Annotated in this window: 16 protein-coding genes; 14 read left to right on the top strand and 2 right to left on the bottom strand. The window is 61.8% G+C overall.

Features of this window, described 5'->3' with window-relative positions; genetic code table 11:
• Positions 1 to 1,025: 1,025 nt before the first annotated feature.
• Complete coding sequence (gene rne / locus HGO40_RS07730) at positions 1,026 to 4,223, bottom strand: ribonuclease E (RefSeq protein ID WP_250962541.1); 3,198 nt, start codon at positions 4,221 to 4,223, stop codon at positions 1,026 to 1,028.
• Between the two features lie 699 nt (positions 4,224 to 4,922).
• Between rne and rluC the strand changes: the two genes are divergently transcribed.
• Genes rluC through HGO40_RS07745 form a run of 3 tightly spaced genes read left to right on the top strand, consistent with a single transcriptional unit; the run spans position 4,923 to position 7,540 of the window.
• Positions 4,923 to 5,879 carry a 23S rRNA pseudouridine(955/2504/2580) synthase RluC gene (gene rluC / locus HGO40_RS07735; RefSeq protein WP_250962542.1) on the top strand — a complete coding sequence of 319 codons (957 nt, stop codon included), beginning with the start codon at positions 4,923 to 4,925 and terminating at the stop codon, positions 5,877 to 5,879.
• Positions 5,869 to 6,531 (top strand): HAD-IA family hydrolase, encoded by a 663-nt coding sequence (locus HGO40_RS07740; protein ID WP_186707189.1) that lies wholly within the window; start codon positions 5,869 to 5,871, stop codon positions 6,529 to 6,531. Before rluC ends, HGO40_RS07740 begins: the two co-directional genes overlap by 11 nt.
• 19 nt (positions 6,532 to 6,550) lie before the next feature.
• On the top strand, positions 6,551 to 7,540 hold the full coding sequence (locus HGO40_RS07745; RefSeq protein WP_250962543.1) for a S49 family peptidase: 990 nt from the start codon (positions 6,551 to 6,553) through the stop codon (positions 7,538 to 7,540).
• 135 nt (positions 7,541 to 7,675) lie between these two features.
• Here the strand turns inward: HGO40_RS07745 and HGO40_RS07750 are convergent, their stop codons facing one another.
• Positions 7,676 to 8,254: a Maf family protein gene (locus tag HGO40_RS07750; RefSeq protein WP_250962544.1), complete on the bottom strand. Its 579-nt coding sequence runs from the start codon at positions 8,252 to 8,254 to the stop codon at positions 7,676 to 7,678.
• 105 nt (positions 8,255 to 8,359) lie between these two features.
• Between HGO40_RS07750 and HGO40_RS07755 the strand changes: the two genes are divergently transcribed.
• The 11 genes from HGO40_RS07755 (at position 8,360) to HGO40_RS07805 (ending at position 17,312) form a co-directional block, all read left to right on the top strand.
• Positions 8,360 to 8,887 (top strand): YceD family protein, encoded by a 528-nt coding sequence (locus tag HGO40_RS07755; protein ID WP_003204262.1) that lies wholly within the window; start codon positions 8,360 to 8,362, stop codon positions 8,885 to 8,887.
• A 13-nt stretch (positions 8,888 to 8,900) separates the two neighbouring features.
• A complete protein-coding gene (rpmF, locus tag HGO40_RS07760) occupies positions 8,901 to 9,083 on the top strand; it encodes a 50S ribosomal protein L32 (RefSeq protein WP_003179396.1) in 183 nt (60 codons plus the stop codon).
• Between the two features lie 4 nt (positions 9,084 to 9,087).
• A complete protein-coding gene (gene plsX, locus HGO40_RS07765) occupies positions 9,088 to 10,098 on the top strand; it encodes a phosphate acyltransferase PlsX (RefSeq protein ID WP_284739030.1) in 1,011 nt (336 codons plus the stop codon).
• 124 nt (positions 10,099 to 10,222) lie between these two features.
• Positions 10,223 to 11,161: an ACP S-malonyltransferase gene (gene fabD, locus HGO40_RS07770; RefSeq protein ID WP_250962545.1), complete on the top strand. Its 939-nt coding sequence runs from the start codon at positions 10,223 to 10,225 to the stop codon at positions 11,159 to 11,161.
• A gap of 15 nt (positions 11,162 to 11,176) precedes the next feature.
• Positions 11,177 to 11,920 (top strand): 3-oxoacyl-ACP reductase FabG, encoded by a 744-nt coding sequence (gene fabG, locus HGO40_RS07775; protein ID WP_186707194.1) that lies wholly within the window; start codon positions 11,177 to 11,179, stop codon positions 11,918 to 11,920.
• Between the two features lie 191 nt (positions 11,921 to 12,111).
• On the top strand, positions 12,112 to 12,348 hold the full coding sequence (gene acpP, locus HGO40_RS07780; protein ID WP_003175607.1) for an acyl carrier protein: 237 nt from the start codon (positions 12,112 to 12,114) through the stop codon (positions 12,346 to 12,348).
• 108 nt (positions 12,349 to 12,456) lie between these two features.
• Positions 12,457 to 13,701 carry a beta-ketoacyl-ACP synthase II gene (gene fabF / locus HGO40_RS07785; RefSeq protein WP_018613569.1) on the top strand — a complete coding sequence of 415 codons (1,245 nt, stop codon included), beginning with the start codon at positions 12,457 to 12,459 and terminating at the stop codon, positions 13,699 to 13,701.
• Positions 13,701 to 14,516, top strand: coding sequence for an aminodeoxychorismate lyase (pabC, locus tag HGO40_RS07790; RefSeq protein WP_250962546.1), 816 nt, complete (start codon positions 13,701 to 13,703; stop codon positions 14,514 to 14,516). The genes fabF and pabC overlap by 1 nt, the downstream gene beginning before the upstream one ends.
• Positions 14,517 to 14,519: 3 nt before the next feature.
• Entirely contained in the window at positions 14,520 to 15,680 is a 1,161-nt protein-coding gene (mltG, locus tag HGO40_RS07795) for an endolytic transglycosylase MltG (protein WP_250962547.1), read from the top strand.
• A 20-nt stretch (positions 15,681 to 15,700) separates the two neighbouring features.
• On the top strand, positions 15,701 to 16,333 hold the full coding sequence (tmk, locus tag HGO40_RS07800; RefSeq protein WP_250962595.1) for a dTMP kinase: 633 nt from the start codon (positions 15,701 to 15,703) through the stop codon (positions 16,331 to 16,333).
• Positions 16,326 to 17,312 (top strand): DNA polymerase III subunit delta', encoded by a 987-nt coding sequence (locus tag HGO40_RS07805; RefSeq protein WP_250962548.1) that lies wholly within the window; start codon positions 16,326 to 16,328, stop codon positions 17,310 to 17,312. The genes tmk and HGO40_RS07805 overlap by 8 nt, the downstream gene beginning before the upstream one ends.
• Positions 17,313 to 17,332: the final 20 nt, after the last annotated feature.

Below are 17,332 nucleotides of genomic sequence, written 5' to 3' on the forward strand. Positions count from 1 at the left end.
TCTGGGAGCAGCACGGTCCTGTGGCGAGGGAGCTTGCTCCCGCTGGGTCGCGCAGCGGACCCCAGAAAGCGATGAGCGCTGCGCACTGGAGCGCCAGCCCGGTCAAGCGGGAGCAAGCTCCCTCGCCACAAAAGCTTCCCAGCCATCACGGCACAGATTGATCAACAGTAAACATTGTGAGCGAGCTTGCTCGGGCGCGAAAGCGGTTTGGCATTCAACATTGATGCTGGCTGAGCCGACGCTATCGCGAGCAAGCTCGGCTCCCACATTGGATCTCCAGTGGAAATAAGCCTTGTGCCGGGCCCCGGCCTCCCGTGGGAGCGAGCGAGGGTGGAGGGTCAATTTGCAGTGATGTTGGATACCCACAAGGTTTCTGGGAGCAGCACGGTCCTGTGGCGAGGGAGCTTGCTCCCGCTGGGTCGCGCAGCGGCCCCCAGAAAGCGATGAGCGCTGCGCACTGGAGCGCCAGCCCGGTCAAGCGGGAGCAAGCTCCCTCGCCACAAAAGCGTCCCAGCCATCACGGCACAGATTGATCAACAATAAACATTGCGGGAGCGAGCTTGCTCGCGAAAGCGGTTTGGCATTCAACATTGATGCAGGCTGAGCCGACGCTATCGCGAGCAAGCTCGGCTCCCACATTGGATCTCAGTGGATATAAGCCTTGTGCCGGGCCCCGGCCTCCTGTGGGAGCGAGCCTGCTCGCGATAGCGGCCTGGCATTTACCATTGATGCAAGCTGAGCCGGCGCCTTCGCGAGCAGGCTCGCTCCCACATTTTTTCCGAGTTGCTCTCAGGTATCGTGCTCGCCACGAGTCCATTGTGGGAGCGAGCTTGCTCGCGAAAGCGGTTTGGCATTCAACATTGATGCAGGCTGAGACGACGCTATCGCGAGCAAGCTCGCTCCCACATTGGAGCTTCGGCGGATATAAGTCTTGTGTCCGGCCCAGTTCCCCTGTGGATAAGTCTGCAGGCATAAAAAAGCCCCGCCTGGCGTTACCAGGCGGGGCTTTTTACTGGGCGGTGGAATCAGGCGTGAGGTTTAGGCTCGTGCTCTTTTTCCAGGGCTTCAGTGTGACGCGGTGCGATTTCTTCAGCGACGTGCTGAGGTTCGTCGAACGTCGGAGTCGATTCAACCGGGGCCTCTGCGACCGGGGCAGGGGCTGCCTCGGCGACTTCTTCCACGACTGGAGCTGGCTCGGCGGCAGGCGCTTGAGCGGCGGCAGCGGCAGCTTGTTCGGCTTCCTTCTGCAGACGCTCGGCTTCACGCTTGCGACGACGCACTTCACGTGGATCGTTCGGCGCGCGGCCATTCGCGGTCAGGGCACTGGCCGGTGCAGGCTCTTCCAGCGGGGCAGGGGCTTCGGCAACCACCGGCGCTTCGACCACTGGAGCAGGCTCGACCACTTCTGGCTCGACCGCTTTCACGGGCTCTGGTGCCGGCGCAGGCTCGACAACCGGTGCCGGTGCGGCAGGCTCGGCGGTCCAGTTGAACGCCGTCTGCTCTTCGCGGACAGGCTCGGGTGCCTTTTCCTCGGCCGGTGCTTCGACGACCGGTTCGGCAGCCACCACTGGCGTCTCGACGACCGGTGCAGGCTCGGCGGCGACTTCAGCTTCAGCTTCAGGCTGGGCTTCAGACGTCGGTGCGAGTTCCACTTCTGGCGAAGCGGTGGCTTCTACCGGGGTGGTGGCTTCGACCGCAGGCGCTTCAACCGGCGCGCTTTCCACCGCAGCGGTGGCACGTTCGGCTTGTTCGTGCGCCTGGGCTTCGGCCGGAGCGCTGATCGCGCTGCTGGCAACGGCCGCCGTCACGGCCAGGCCGGCAGCCAGGTCCGCAGCGCTTGGCGCTTCGGCGTTTTCGCTGGACTCGGACTCTTCCGAACCTTCGATCACGTTGCCGTTGGCGTCGCGTTGACGCTCACGACGGTTGCTGCGACGACGCTGGCCACGGGAGCGGCGGCGTGGACGATCACCTTCGGCGGTGTCCTGGCCGGCTTCCTGCAACTGCTCTTCGGCGTTCAGCACTTCTTCTTCGCTGGCAGCGGCGGCTGCCTGCTCAGCGCGAGGCTGGCGCTCCTCACGTGGCGGACGCGGCGCGCGTTCTTCACGAGGCGGGCGAGCCGGACGCTCTTCAGCAGTGGCAGCAGCCACGGCCGGGGCGGCATCCAGTGGCTCGCGCAGTTCGCGAACACGCTCTTCACGCTCGCCACGTGGCTTGCGATCTTCACGCGGTGCGCGCGGCTGGCGTTCTTCACGCGGCGGACGCGGTGCGCGTTCTTCGCGGGCTACGGCTGGCGCTTCCTCACGGGCTTCGCGCGGTTGGCGTTCTTCACGCGGCGCACGTGGCGCGCGCTCTTCACGCGGTGCACGTTCTTCGCGAGGCTTGCGCTCTTCGTCGCGACGACCGTTGCGGTTGCGGGTTTGCTGGCGACCGTTGCGGCGTTCTTCGTTGCGGGCCGGACGCTCGGTAGCGGCAGGCTTGGCGCCGGCGGCCGGGGCAGCAGGCTCTTCCTTGATTGCAAACAGGCTGTCCAGCGACTTCACCAGGCCTTTGAACAGGCTGGGCTCCGGGGCTGCGGCCGGGGCGGCAACCGGGGCAACCACTTCGGTCGGAACCGGAGCGTTGGCGCGGGCCGGTGCGGTCTTGACCGCGGCTTCCTGGCGAACCAGGGTGCGAGTGGCGGCGGCCGGCTGGACTTCTTCCACTTCGGCAGCGGCAGCAGCGATTTCATAGCTGGACTGGTTGGTGTGGGCTTCCGGGCTGTCATCGCGCAGGCGCTGCACTTCGAAGTGCGGCGTCTCGAGGTGATCGTTCGGCAGGATGACGATACGGGCGCGGGTGCGCAGTTCGATCTTGGTGATCGAGTTGCGTTTTTCGTTGAGCAGGAACGCGGCCACCGGGATCGGCACTTGGGCGCGAACTTCGGCGGTGCGGTCTTTCAGGGCTTCTTCTTCGATCAGGCGCAGGATCGCCAGGGACAGCGACTCGACGTCGCGGATGATGCCGGTGCCGTTGCAACGCGGGCAAACGATGCCGCTGCTTTCGCCCAAGGATGGACGCAGGCGCTGACGGGACATTTCCAGCAGGCCGAAGCGCGAGATACGACCGACCTGTACGCGGGCGCGGTCGGCTTCCAGGCATTCACGGACCTTTTCTTCCACGGCGCGCTGGTTCTTGGCCGGGGTCATGTCGATGAAGTCGATGACAATCAGGCCGCCAATGTCGCGCAGGCGCAACTGCCGGGCGATTTCCTCGGCCGCTTCTAGATTGGTCTGCAGGGCGGTTTCTTCGATGTCGCTGCCTTTGGTGGCGCGCGCCGAGTTGATGTCGATGGACACCAGGGCTTCGGTCGGGGCGATGACGCTGGAGCCGCCGGACGGCAGTTCGACGACGCGCTGGAAGGCGGTCTCGATCTGGCTTTCGATCTGGAAACGGTTGAACAGCGGAACGCTGTCTTCGTAGAGCTTGATCTTGCTGGCGTACTGCGGCATCACCTGGCGAATGAAGGTCAGGGCTTCGTCCTGGGCTTCGACGCTGTCGATCAGCACTTCGCCGATGTCCTGGCGCAGGTAATCGCGGATGGCACGGATGATCACGTTGCTTTCCTGGTAGATCAGGAACGGCGCGGAGCGATCCAGCGAGGCTTCTTTGATGGCGGTCCACAGTTGCAGCAGGTAATCGAGGTCCCACTGCATTTCTTCGCTGCTGCGACCCAGGCCTGCAGTGCGCACGATCAGGCCCATGTCGGCCGGTGCGACCAAGCCATTGAGGGCTTCACGCAGTTCGTTGCGCTCTTCGCCTTCGATGCGACGGGAGATGCCGCCGGCACGCGGGTTGTTCGGCATCAGGACCAGGTAACGGCCGGCCAGGCTGATGAAGGTGGTCAGGGCGGCGCCCTTGTTGCCACGTTCTTCTTTTTCGACCTGGACGATGACTTCCTGGCCTTCGCTCAGGACGTCCTTGATGTTGACGCGGCCTTCAGGGGCCTTCTTGAAGTATTCGCGGGAGATTTCTTTGAGGGGCAGGAAGCCGTGGCGCTCGGAGCCGAAATCGACAAAGGCAGCCTCAAGGCTTGGTTCGATGCGAGTAATCCGGCCTTTATAGATGTTGGCCTTCTTCTGCTCGCGTGCACCGGATTCGATATCCAGGTCGTAGAGGCGCTGGCCGTCTACCAGTGCAACACGCAACTCTTCGGGTTGAGTTGCGTTAATCAGCATTCTTTTCATGTAGTACCGTCGGTTTCCGGGCTGCCGGAAACGGCGTTCGGCACACACGACTTCTCACGGTCGGTGTCAGGTGCGTCCTGGAGGTGGCAAGGCCATTCCAGTGTCCAGCGAGTTCGGCCCAATGATGGCGAAGTCGCGACGGACGCGTCCTGCTTGCTGGTACTCAAGCACTCAGTCAGGAGGAGGAATCAACCGGCGTCTGTGGACGAGATGAAGCGTCTAAATATAAGCCTAGTGCTACACAGTCCGACGGTTGTACGTCTCCACCCTACACGTATCCCTGATAATTCGGGTGCTGCCGCGCGCAGAATCCGCAGCGGGTTGGCATTTACCGTGAGCTCCGGAAGGGGAGGTCACGCATCATGGCTAATTTAGGCGTTGTTTCCGAAGCTCTCGCTCGGGGTCGTTCGCAGCTGACTGCACTTTGTGAACTGGCCGTGAATGTGGCGCGCAAAGCGAGTCAAAACTCTGCTTTGCGGCGTATCTCAGGCCTCATGTCACCTGCGCTCGTTACACCTGAAAACTCTACCGTTACGTAGCGAAAGCCCCGTAGGACGGCCTCTCGTCCTCGTGAATTGCGTTGGTCAGGGCCGGTTTTTGACCGCTGGTCCACTGTCCAGCCACTTTTGGCGGCGTTCGCGACTATAGCAGCAATGATTAAGTGCTTCAATTCCATAAAAAATTGTTATGATCGCCGCCATGACAACTACTGCCCCTTCGACCCCTGGCGTTCAACTGCTCGAGGTCTCGCCGGAATATGCCGGCCAACGAATCGATAATTTCCTGCTGGCCCGGCTCAAAGGCGTGCCCAAGACCTTGATCTACCGCATTTTGCGCAAAGGCGAAGTGCGAGTGAACAAAGGTCGGATCAAGCCTGAATACAAGCTCCAGGCCGGCGACATCGTGCGCGTGCCCCCGGTTCGCGTGCCCGCACGCGATGAGCCGGTGCCCCTGGCCCAGGGATTGTTGCAACGCCTTGAAGCCTCGATCGTCTATGAAGACAAGGCCCTGATCGTAATCAACAAGCCCGCGGGCATTGCGGTCCACGGCGGCAGCGGCCTGAATTTCGGCGTGATCGAAGCCTTTCGTCAGTTGCGTCCGGACGCCAAGGAACTGGAACTGGTCCATCGCCTCGACCGCGACACCTCCGGCCTGCTGATGATTGCCAAGAAACGCAGCATGTTGCGCCACCTGCACGAGCAGTTGCGCGGCGATGGTGTCGACAAGCGCTACATGGCGCTGGTGCGTGGGCGCTGGGAGACCTCCATCAAGCAGGTCCGTGCGCCGCTGCTCAAGAGCAACCTGCGTTCCGGCGAGCGCATGGTGGAAGTCAACGAGGAGGGCAAGGAGGCGCTGACGGTGTTCAAGGTATTGCGCCGTTTCGACGACTTCGCCACCTTGGTCGAGGCCAAGCCGGTGACTGGGCGTACGCACCAGATCCGCGTCCATACCCTGCACGCCGGCCACTGCATTGCCGGTGACAGCAAATATGGCGACGACGATTTCACCAAGGAAATCCGCGACCTGGGCGGCAAGCGCCTGTTTCTCCATGCCTATATGCTCACCGTGCCGCTGCCCGATGGTGGCGAGCTGAAGTTGCAGGCCCCGGTGGATGACATGTGGGCCAAGACCGTGGAGCGGTTGAGTGCATCCTGACTACAAATTGCTGATCTTCGATTGGGACGGCACTCTGGCGAACTCTGTTGGTCGGATTGTCGAAGCGATGCATGTCGCATCGGATCGTTCCGGTTTGGCCCGGTGCGACGATTTTGCAGTGAAGGGCATCATCGGCCTGGGATTGCCGGAAGCGATTCGCAGCTTGTATCCGGATATCGATGACGATGCGCTGGTGGTTTTTCGCCAGCACTATGCCGATCACTACATTGCGCTGGAGGCTGAGCCTTCGCCGTTGTTCGAGGGCGTGGTTCATACCCTTGAAACCTTGAAAGGCGAGGGTTATCGCTTGGCGGTCGCGACCGGCAAGGCTCGTCGGGGGCTGGATCGGGTATTGAAGGCCCATGGTTGGGATGATTATTTCGATATCACTCGTGCCGCCGATGAGACGGCCAGCAAACCGCATCCGTTGATGCTCGAGCAGATACTGGCCCATTGTGGGGTGGAGCCTGCGCAGGCGTTGATGGTGGGGGATTCCTCGTTCGACCTGCAGATGGCGCGTAACGCCGGCATGGGTTCGGTGGCTGTCAGCTATGGTGCGCAGTCCATCGAGGCGCTCAAGGCGTTCGAGCCGCGACTGGCGATCGACCATTTTCCTGAATTGCACGCCTGGCTGAGCCGGCGCGCTGATTAAGTCTGTTGAGGATGCATGTATGACCGATGAATGGAAGGCACCGGCCAAAGCGAGCGCTGACAACGGTGACGAAAAAAGCTGGAAGCTGTTGGAAAAGACCCTGCTGGCCGGGGTGGAAGAGCAGCGTCGTGCGCGCCGGTGGGGGATCTTCTTCAAGTGCCTGGTCTTTATCTATCTGTTTTTCGGCTTGGCGATGATCTACCAGGCGGTTGACGGGAAAACGAGTCCGGGAGGCGGTGCAGCCTATACGGCGGTCATCGATATCGAAGGCATGATCGCCGACAAGGAAGCGGCCAGCGCGGACAACATCATCGGTAGCCTGCGAGCTGCGTTCGAAGACTCGAAAGTCAAAGGGGTGGTGCTGCGCATCAATAGCCCGGGCGGCAGTCCGGTACAGGCCGGCTACGTCTATGATGAAATCGTTCGTTTGCGTGCGGCGCACCCGGACATCAAGCTCTACGCGGTGATTGCCGATCTCGGCGCCTCCGGTGCATATTACATCGCCAGTGCGGCGGACCAGATCTACGCCGACAAGGCCAGCCTGGTGGGTTCCATTGGCGTAACGGCGGCCGGTTATGGCTTCGTCGAGACGCTGGGCAAGCTTGGGGTGGAGCGTCGGGTCTATACCGCGGGCGAGCACAAATCCTTCCTTGATCCGTTCCAGCCGCAAAAACCTGAGGAAACGGCGTTCTGGCAGGGTGTGCTCGACACCACCCATAAACAGTTCATCGCCAGCGTCAAGAAAGGGCGGGGCGAGCGTCTGAAAGACAAAGAGCATCCAGAGTTGTTCTCCGGGCTGGTCTGGTCGGGCGAGCAGGCGTTGCCGCTGGGCTTGATCGATGGCCTGGGCAGCGCAAGTTCCGTGGCTCGGGATGTGATTGGTGAGAAAGAGTTGGTGGATTTCACCGTCGAAGAGTCACCGATCGACCGCTTCTCGAAGAAGCTGGGTGCCAGTGTCGCCCAGCATCTGGCGATGTGGATGGGGTTCCAGGGGCCTACGCTGCGCTAGGCGTCTCGCGATATAGTGGGTGCAAGTTCCCCTGTGGCGAGGGAGCTTGCTCCCGTTGGGCTGCGAAGCGGCCCCAGATTTTGCGGTCGCTGCGCAACCGAACGGGAGCAAGCTCCCTCGCCACGGATTTTAGCGCTAGGGAACCTGCACGCCCTCGGCCAGCAACATATCCACAAGACGAATCAACGGCAGCCCGATCAGGCTGGTGGCGTCTGGCCCTTCGGTGCTCTGGAACAGGCTTACGCCAAGCCCCTCGGCCTTGAAGCTGCCGGCGCAGTCGTAGGGTTGTTCAGTGCGCAGGTAGCGTTCGACGCGCCCAGGATCCAGGGTGCGCATGTTGACGGTAAACGGAACGCAATCGACCTGGCAGGCGCCGGTCTGGCTGTTGAGCAGTGCGAGGCCGGTCAGGAACGTGACCCTGGTGCCGCTGGCGGCCAGCAGTTGCTCGCGAGCATTGTCGAAGGTGTGGGGTTTGCCCAGGATGCGCTCGCCGAGCACGGCGACCTGGTCTGAACCGATGATCAGGTGTGCCGGATGGCTGTCGGCCAGCGCCAGGGCTTTTTCCCGGGCCAGGCGCTTGACCAGCTCGACGGCGGGCTCGCCGGGGCGATGGCTTTCGTCGATATCGGGTGAGCTGCAGACGAACGGCAGTCCCAGGCGGGCAAGCAATTCCCGGCGATAGACCGAGCTCGAGGCAAGTAATAAAGGCAGCATGGACGTCTCCAGGAGGCAGGGGTGAATTCTAGCGAGGCACGCAAGTGACGGACAGGGCTGAATTTCCTTTGACATGGCTGGGGGCATCCCTATAATGCTGCGCCTATGTTGAATGACCCGATTCCACCTCACGTTGACCCGCGCAAATTGGCTGACCGTGGCACCACCCTTCAAGGTGAACTGCTGCTGGCCGATTTGAAGAGACTCTGCGACCCGCTTTCCGACGATGTCGGTACGGTCCAGGCCAAATTCGTTTTTGAACGAGATGAACGTAAATCTGTGGTTATCCACAGCTTTATCGACACCGAAGTCAAAATGGTTTGCCAGCGTTGTCTTGAGCTGGTCACCCTGCCGATCCACAGCGAATGCAGTTACGCCGTGGTGAAGGAGGGTGCGAATACCCAGTCGTTGCCGAAAGGTTATGACGTGCTGGAACTGGGCGAAGATCCATTGGATCTGCAGTCACTGATCGAGGAGGAGCTTCTGCTCGCCTTGCCCATTGTGCCTGCTCATCATCCGGAAGAATGCCAGCAGCCGGCGGGAGCAGATGAGCCCGAACCGAGCGAGGACGAGGTAACGCGGTCCAACCCGTTCAGTGTATTGGCGCAGTTAAAGCGTGACCCAAACGTTTAGGAGTTAATCAATTATGGCTGTTCAGCAGAACAAAAAATCCCGCTCTGCCCGTGACATGCGCCGTTCGCACGACGCTCTCGAGGCTAGCACCCTGTCCGTAGAAAAGACCACCGGTGAAGTTCACCTGCGTCACCACGTATCGCCAGAAGGCGTATACCGTGGCCGTAAAGTGATCGACAAGGGCGCCGACGAGTAATCACTTGTCCGCTCAAGTCATCGCGATTGACGCAATGGGCGGGGACTTCGGTCCCCGCAGCATTGTTCAGGCCAGCCTTGCTTGCCTGAATGCTACTCCCTCGCTGCACCTGACCCTCGTCGGTCAATCCCCTCTCCTGGAAGACATGCTCAGCGGCCAATCGGCTGTGGATCGCGCGCGCCTGACGATTGTCCCGGCGTCTGAAATCATCGCCATGGACGAAAAGCCAGCCCAGGCCCTGCGCGGCAAGCCTGACGCCTCGATGCGGGTGGCCCTTGAGCTGCTGCGCGATGGCAAGGTCCAGGCCTGTGTCAGCGCCGGCAATACCGGTGCGCTGATGGCACTGTCGCGCTACGTCCTCAAGACCTTGCCGGGTATCGACCGGCCCGCGATGGTGGCGGCGATCCCGACCCAGCGTGGGTTCTGTCAGTTGCTCGACCTGGGGGCGAACGTCGACTGCAGTGCCGAGCATTTGCTGCAATTTGCGGTGATGGGCTCGGTCGCGGCTGAAACCCTGGGCATCGTGCGTCCTCGCGTGGCGCTGTTGAATATCGGCACCGAAGACATCAAGGGCAATCAGCAGGTAAAACTGGCGGCCACATTGTTGCAGGCTGCGCGGGGTATCAACTACATCGGTTTCGTCGAGGGCGATGGCTTGTACCGTGGCGAGGCCGATGTGGTGGTCTGTGACGGCTTCGTGGGCAATATCCTGCTCAAATCCAGCGAGGGGCTGGCCACCATGATCGGCCAGCGCATCGAAACCTTGTTCAGGCAAAGCCTCGCCTCCCGGGTGGTCGGCGCCTTGGCGCTGCCGTTGATGCGCCGGCTGCAGGCGGACCTGGCGCCGGCGCGGCACAACGGAGCGAGTTTCCTCGGGCTGCAAGGTATCGTGATCAAGAGTCACGGATCGGCGGGCGTGCAGGGTTTCCAAAGTGCGATCAACCGAGCGGTGAGCGAGATCCAGGAGAACCTGCCGGAGCGCTTGCACGGTCGCCTCGAGGATTTGTTAACTTAGGCGTTTTCGTCCGACAATGCTTAAATGTGACCGGCCGGTTCAACCCGCCATCCAATGTGCAGTTTGCTAGCGCCCCCAAGGGGCGTCAATTTTTGACGACAAGATCATTAGGGGCTTTGTTTTCATGTCTGCTTCCCTCGCATTCGTCTTTCCAGGGCAGGGCTCGCAGTCCCTCGGCATGCTGGCCGAGCTGGGCGCGCAATACCCGCTGGTCCTCGAAACATTCAAAGAAGCTTCCGATGCGCTCGGCTATGACCTGTGGGCATTGACCCAGCAAGGGCCGGAAGAGCAGCTCAATCAAACCGATAAAACCCAGCCAGCCATCCTCACCGCCTCGATCGCCTTGTGGCGCTTGTGGCTGGCTGAAGGCGGCGCGCGCCCGGCGTTCGTCGCCGGTCACAGCCTGGGCGAATACAGCGCCCTGGTGGCCGCGGGCAGCCTGAGCCTGGGCGCCGCGGTGAAACTGGTGGAGCGTCGTGGCCAGTTGATGCAGGAGGCCGTTCCGGCCGGGCAGGGCGGCATGGCCGCGATCCTGGGTCTGGAAGACGCTGATGTGCTCGCTGCCTGTGCCGAAGCGGCGCAAGGCGATGTGGTCAGCGCGGTGAACTTCAACTCCCCGGGCCAGGTAGTCATCGCCGGTGCCAAGGCGGCCGTCGAGCGTGCCATCGAAGGCTGCAAGGCTCGTGGTGCCAAGCGTGCCATGCCGCTGCCGGTCAGCGTGCCGTCGCACTGTGAACTGATGCGTCCGGCCGCCGAGCGCTTGGCCGAATCCATCGCTGCCATCGACTGGCAGGCTCCGCAGATTCCCGTGGTGCAGAATGTCAGCGCCAACGTGGCGCCAGATCTCGAGACCCTCAAGCGTTATCTGCTGGAACAACTCTACAAGCCGGTTCGCTGGGTCGAATCGGTACAGGCCCTGGCAGCCAAGGGCGCGACCGAACTGGTCGAATGCGGTCCTGGCAAAGTGCTGGCAGGCCTGAACAAACGCTGCGCCGAAGGCGTGTCGACTTCCAATCTCAATACCCCAGATGCCTTCGCTGCCACCCGTGCAGCGCAGGCCTGAACAGGAGAAGCTTGCATGAGTCTGCAAGGTAAAGTTGCACTGGTGACCGGTGCAAGCCGTGGCATCGGCCAGGCCATCGCCCTGGAACTGGGTCGTCAAGGCGCCATCGTCATCGGCACCGCGACTTCCGCTTCGGGCGCCGAGCGCATCGCCGCGACCCTGAAGGAAAACGACATCCAAGGCACCGGCCTTGAGCTGAATGTCACCAGCGACGAATCCGTTGCGGCGGTGCTGGCGAGCATTCAGGCGCAGTTCGGTGCGCCGGCGATCCTGGTCAATAATGCCGGTATCACCCGCGATAACCTGATGATGCGCATGAAAGATGACGAATGGTTCGACGTGGTCGACACCAACCTGAACAGTCTGTACCGGCTGTCCAAGGGCGTTCTGCGTGGCATGACCAAGGCGCGCTGGGGTCGAATTATCAGTATCGGCTCGGTTGTGGGTGCCATGGGCAACGCAGGCCAAGTAAACTATGCTGCGGCGAAGGCCGGTCTGGAAGGTTTCAGCCGTGCGCTGGCGCGTGAAGTGGGTTCGCGCTCGATTACGGTAAACTCGGTTGCACCGGGTTTCATCGACACCGACATGACCCGTGAACTGCCGGAAGCACAGCGTGAAGCCTTGTTGACGCAGATTCCGCTGGGTCGTCTGGGGCAAGCTCAAGAAATCGCGTCCGTGGTCGCTTTTCTTGCTTCGGACGGTGCGGCATACGTGACCGGGGCTACAATCCCGGTGAACGGCGGGATGTACATGAGTTAAATGTGACGGATTGCTTCAAAAAAATGTCATACGAGCTGTCTAAAATCCGTTATAAAGCTGCAATCAATTTATAGACGGCGGGCCGCTGGGTTTGAGGAGTGAAGCTTTCGGTTGAAAAACCGAAAAGTTCTTCTATACACTTACCCACCGGCCAGCTGCCTGAATTTGTCCATTAGGAGTGAAAACAAGGTATGAGCACCATCGAAGAGCGCGTCAAGAAAATCGTTGCCGAGCAACTGGGCGTTAAAGAAGAAGAAGTTGTGAACACCGCTTCCTTCGTAGAAGACCTGGGTGCCGACTCCCTTGACACCGTTGAGCTGGTGATGGCTCTGGAAGAGGAATTCGAGACCGAGATTCCTGACGAAGAAGCTGAGAAGATCACTACTGTACAAGCTGCTATCGACTACGTTACCAGCCACCAGGCGTAATCGTATTTAGTCGTCGCTAGCTGTCATGGAAAAACCGCACTGCCGTCACGGCGTGCGGTTTTTTCTTTAGGCCTGATGCAAAGTCGTCATTAGAAAAAGGAGAGTGCTGTGTCGCGTAGACGCGTCGTAGTCACCGGTATGGGTATGTTGTCGCCACTGGGCACGGATGTGCCGAGCAGTTGGCAGGGCATTCTGGCCGGCCGCAGTGGCATTGGTCTGATCGAACACACCGACCTTTCTGCCTATTCCACCCGTTTTGGCGGCTCGGTAAAGGGCTTCAATGTCGAGGAATACCTGTCGGTCAAGGAAGCCCGCAAGCTTGACCTGTTTATTCAATACGGCCTGGCAGCCGGTTTTCAGGCGGTGCGTAACGCCGGCCTGGAAGTCACCGACGCCAACCGTGAACGCATCGGCGTGGCCATGGGCTCGGGTATTGGCGGCTTGACCAATATCGAAGAAACCAGCCGCACGCTGCACGAATCGGGGCCGCGACGGATTTCTCCGTTCTTCGTGCCGGGCTCGATCATCAACATGATTTCCGGTTTCCTGTCCATCCACCTGGGTGCCCAGGGACCCAACTACGCCATCGCCACGGCGTGCACCACCGGTACCCACTGCATCGGCATGGCCGCGCGCAACATCATGTACGACGAAGCCGACGTGATGATTGCCGGTGGCGCCGAGATGGCCGCTTGCGGCCTCGGCATGGGCGGTTTCGGCGCGTCCCGTGCACTGTCGACCCGCAACGACGAGCCCGCCCGTGCGAGCCGGCCGTGGGACAAGGGCCGTGATGGCTTCGTGTTGTCCGACGGTGCCGGTGCGTTGGTGCTCGAGGAACTGGAGCACGCCAAGGCGCGCGGCGCGACCATCTATGCCGAGCTGATCGGCTTTGGCACCAGTGGCGATGCGTACCACATGACCTCGCCACCGGCCGATGGCGCCGGTGCGGCCCGTTGCATCGCCAACGCTTTGCGTGACGCGAAGCTCAACGGCGAGCAGGTGCAGTACATCAACGCCCACGGCACGTCGACCCCGGCCGGCGACCTGGCCGAAGCCCAGGCGATCAAGACCGTGTTCGGCGAGCACGCCTACAAGCTGGCGGTCAGTTCGACCAAGTCCATGACCGGTCACCTGCTGGGTGCGGCAGGGGCGGTGGAAGCGATCTTCAGCGTATTGGCGATCAACAGCCAGACCGCGCCGCCGACCATCAACCTCGATGAGCCGGACGAAGGTTGCGACCTGGACTTCGTGCCGCACACGGCCCGCAGCATGGATATCGATGTGGTGCTGTCCAACTCCTTCGGCTTTGGCGGGACCAACGGTTCGCTGGTGTTCCGCCGGTTCGCCGGGTGATGGAAAGCTGGGTCGACGGTCAGCCGGCCGACGTCCTGTCGCTGAAAGATCGCGGCCTGGCTTACGGCGATGGGTTATTCGAAACCATCGCCGTGCACGATGGCACCCCGGTGCTGTTGGAACGCCACCTGCAGCGCCTGGAAGCGGGTTGCCAGCGGCTGGCGCTCAACGTCGACATGGGCGCATTGAGTACAGAGTTGAGCACCTACGCCGGTTGCCTGGGTGATGGCGTGCTGAAACTGATCGTGACCCGTGGCGACAGCCTGCGCGGTTATGCCGCTGATCCTTCGGTGCCGGCCAGGCGCATCCTGCAAGGGAACCCGCCGGCCACTTATCCCACCGCCCATGCCGAACAAGGCGTCCACCTGTTTCCCTGCGCCGTGCGTTTGTCCGAGCAGCCCTTGCTCGCCGGCCTCAAGCACCTCAACCGCCTGGAACAAGTACTGGCCCGTGCCGAATGGCGCGATGCGCAGTACGCCGAAGGCTTGATGTTGGACGCGTCCGGGCGGGTAATCGAAGGCGTATTCAGCACCCTGTTCCTGGTGCGCGATGGCGTTTTGTTCACGGCGGACCTGAGCCGTTGCGGTGTGGCCGGCGTGATGCGCGCGGAATTATTGTTTCAAGCAAAGTCCCAGGGCATCGCCACGCAAATCACCGACATCGGCCTCGAACAACTGCACCAGGCCGATGAAGTCTTCGTCTGCAACAGCGTATATGGCGTGTGGCCGGTACGCGGATGCGGTTCGGCGTGCTGGTCGGTTGGCCCGCTCACCCGTAAACTGCAGACCCTTGCCCGTGCGCTATTGGATGCTTGATTCGTGAGACGTAAATTCTTGCTGCTGCTGGAGACCGGCCTGGTCCTGGCAGGGCTGGTGTTGGGCGCTTCGGCCTGGAAAATTCATTCGGCGCTGCAACAGCCGCTGAACATTACCCAGGAAGAGTTGCTGGACGTGCCCAACGGAACCACCCCGACCGGAACCCTCAAGCGCCTCGAGGCCGATGGCCTGATCAAGGACGCCTTCTGGCTGCGTGTCTATTGGCGCTTCAATCTTGCCGGCCAGCCATTGCACTCCGGTGAATACCGGATGGTGCCAGGCATGACCATGGAGGGGCTGATCGGTGTCTGGAAACGCGGTGAAGTGGTGCAGTACAGCGTGACGCTGGTGGAGGGCTGGAATTTTCGCCAGGTGCGCGCCGCACTGGCCAAGGATGAAAAACTCCAGCAGACCCTTGCCAACCTGAGCGACAGCGAGGTCATGGACCGTCTGGGTCATTCGGGGGTATTTCCCGAAGGCCGGTTCTTCCCGGACACCTACCGCTTCGTGCGCGGCACATCGGATGTCGATTTGCTGAAGAAAGCCTACGACCGTCTGGAAGACGTGCTCGCCAAGGAATGGGCACAGCGTGCCGCCGATGTGCCTTACACCCTGCCGTACCAGGCGCTGATCATGGCGTCCCTGGTGGAGAAGGAAACCGGCGTACCCCAGGAGCGTGGGCAAATTGCCGGCGTCTTTGTCCGGCGCATGCGCCTGGGCATGCTGCTGCAGACCGATCCCACAGTGATCTACGGCTTGGGTGAGCGCTACACCGGCAAGCTCACCCGCGCCCATCTGAAAGAAGAAAACCCCTATAACACCTACCTGATCCCGGGCTTGCCGCCGACGCCGATTGCGATGGTGGGGCGCGAAGCGATTCATGCCGCGTTGAACCCGGCACCGGGCAACAGTCTTTATTTTGTCGCCCGTGGCGATGGCAGCCATGTGTTTTCCGATGACTTGGAATCGCACAACAACGCGGTGCGCGAGTTCCAGCTCAAGCGCCGTGCCGATTACCGCTCCAGCCCGGCGCCGGTAACGCCGGACGAGCAGGCGCCGATCCCGGCGGCATCGCCCGACACGGCACCTGAAGCGGTGCCCCATGTACCACCTCAGGTACCGGCCCCCGAGCCGGACGCCAGCGAGCCACCGAGCCCGCAATGACTTTGATTAAGGATCGCCCCGTGACTGGCTTGTTTATAACGCTGGAAGGCCCGGAAGGCGCCGGCAAGAGCACCAACCGCGAATACCTGGCCGAACGCCTGCGGGCCGCCGGCATCGAGGTGGTGTTGACCCGTGAACCGGGCGGTACGCCACTGGCCGAGCGAATTCGCGAGGTGCTGCTGGCGCCCCTCGAAGAAGTCATGAACCCTGACACTGAGCTGCTGCTGGTGTTCGCCGCCAGGGCGCAGCATCTGGCCGAGGTGATCCGCCCGGCGCTGGCCCGTGGCGCCGTGGTGCTCTGCGATCGTTTTACCGATTCGACCTATGCCTACCAGGGCGGCGGCCGGGGCTTGTCCGTGGAACGCATCGCCGCGTTGGAAAGCTTCGTCCAAGGTGAGCTGCGCCCAGACCTGACCCTGGTGTTCGACCTGCCGGTCGAAATCGGCCTGGCCCGCGCCAACGCCCGTGGCCGGCTGGATCGTTTCGAGCTTGAAGGCCAGGCTTTCTTCAATGCCGTGCGCAATGCCTTCCTGGGGCGCGCCAAGGCCGATCCGGCGCGTTACCTGCTGATCGATGCCGCGCAGCCGCTGACCCAGGTCCAGCAGTCCCTGGATAGCTTGCTGCCACGTTTGCTGGAGCGTGTCCGTGGCTGAAGCCTATCCCTGGCAAGACGGTCTCTGGCAGCAATTGGCCGGTCGTGCCCAGCATGCCCATGCCTATCTGCTGCACGGCCCGGTGGGCATCGGCAAGCGGGCACTGGCCGAGCGGTTGATGGCCAGCTTGCTGTGCCTGCGTCCGGGTGTCTCCAACGCCTGCGGCGAATGCAAGTCCTGCCTGCTGCTCAAGGCCGGCAGCCATCCCGACAATTACGTGCTGGAGCCGGAAGAGGCGGACAAGGCGATCAAAGTCGACCAGGTTCGCGACCTGGTCAGCTTCGTGGTCCAGACCTCGCAGATGGGCGGGCGCAAAGTGGTGCTGATCGAGCCGGTCGAGTCGATGAACATCAACGCCGCCAACGCCTTGCTCAAGAGCCTCGAAGAGCCTTCTGGCGATACCGTGTGGCTGCTGGTCAGCCACCAGCCGAGTCGCTTGCTGCCGACCATCAAGCGCCGTTGCGTGCAACAGGCCGGCCCGCGGCCGAGCGAGGCGATGAGCTTGCAATGGTTGGCCCAGGCCCTGCCTGACAGCAGCGACGAAGAGCGTGTCGAGCTGCTGACCCTCGCGGCTGGCTCGCCCCTGGCGGCCGTCAGCCTTCAGGCCCAGGGCGTGCGTGAACAGCGGGCCTTGGTGGTGGACGGGGTCAAGAAACTGCTCAAGCAGCAGCAATCCCCCACGCAACTGGCCGAGGGCTGGAACGCCATCCCGCTACTGCTGCTGTTTGACTGGTTCTGCGACTGGTCGAGCCTGATCCTGCGTTACCAGTTGACCGAAGACGAGGCCGGCCTGGGGCTGGCCGATATGCGCAAGGTGATCCAGTACCTGGCGCAGAAAAGCAGCCAGGATAAAATCTTGAACATCCAGGACTGGATTCTTGCCCAACGTCAGAAGGTGCTGAGCAAGGCGAACCTCAATCGAGTGCTGTTGCTCGAGGCGCTGTTGGTGCAGTGGGCGAGTTTGCCGGGGCGAAGTTGACAGGTACCGCCTAGACTCAG

The sequence above is a fragment of the Pseudomonas sp. CG7 genome (assembly GCF_023701885.1).
GTDB lineage: Bacteria > Pseudomonadota > Gammaproteobacteria > Pseudomonadales > Pseudomonadaceae > Aquipseudomonas > Aquipseudomonas zanjanensis.

What these genes read in the sequence shown, in the direction of transcription:
- fabG (WP_186707194.1), top strand. Translation starts at nt 11,177, where the DNA reads ATGAGTCTGCAAGGTAAAGTTGCACTGGTGACCGGTGCAAGCCGTGGC.
- acpP (WP_003175607.1), top strand. Translation starts at nt 12,112, where the DNA reads ATGAGCACCATCGAAGAGCGCGTCAAGAAAATCGTTGCCGAGCAACTG.
- pabC (WP_250962546.1), top strand. Translation starts at nt 13,701, where the DNA reads ATGGAAAGCTGGGTCGACGGTCAGCCGGCCGACGTCCTGTCGCTGAAA.
- rne (WP_250962541.1), bottom strand. Translation starts at nt 4,223, where the DNA reads ATGAAAAGAATGCTGATTAACGCAACTCAACCCGAAGAGTTGCGTGTT.
- rluC (WP_250962542.1), top strand. Translation starts at nt 4,923, where the DNA reads ATGACAACTACTGCCCCTTCGACCCCTGGCGTTCAACTGCTCGAGGTC.
- HGO40_RS07750 (WP_250962544.1), bottom strand. Translation starts at nt 8,254, where the DNA reads ATGCTGCCTTTATTACTTGCCTCGAGCTCGGTCTATCGCCGGGAATTG.
- rpmF (WP_003179396.1), top strand. Translation starts at nt 8,901, where the DNA reads ATGGCTGTTCAGCAGAACAAAAAATCCCGCTCTGCCCGTGACATGCGC.
- HGO40_RS07745 (WP_250962543.1), top strand. Translation starts at nt 6,551, where the DNA reads ATGACCGATGAATGGAAGGCACCGGCCAAAGCGAGCGCTGACAACGGT.
- fabD (WP_250962545.1), top strand. Translation starts at nt 10,223, where the DNA reads ATGTCTGCTTCCCTCGCATTCGTCTTTCCAGGGCAGGGCTCGCAGTCC.
- HGO40_RS07755 (WP_003204262.1), top strand. Translation starts at nt 8,360, where the DNA reads ATGTTGAATGACCCGATTCCACCTCACGTTGACCCGCGCAAATTGGCT.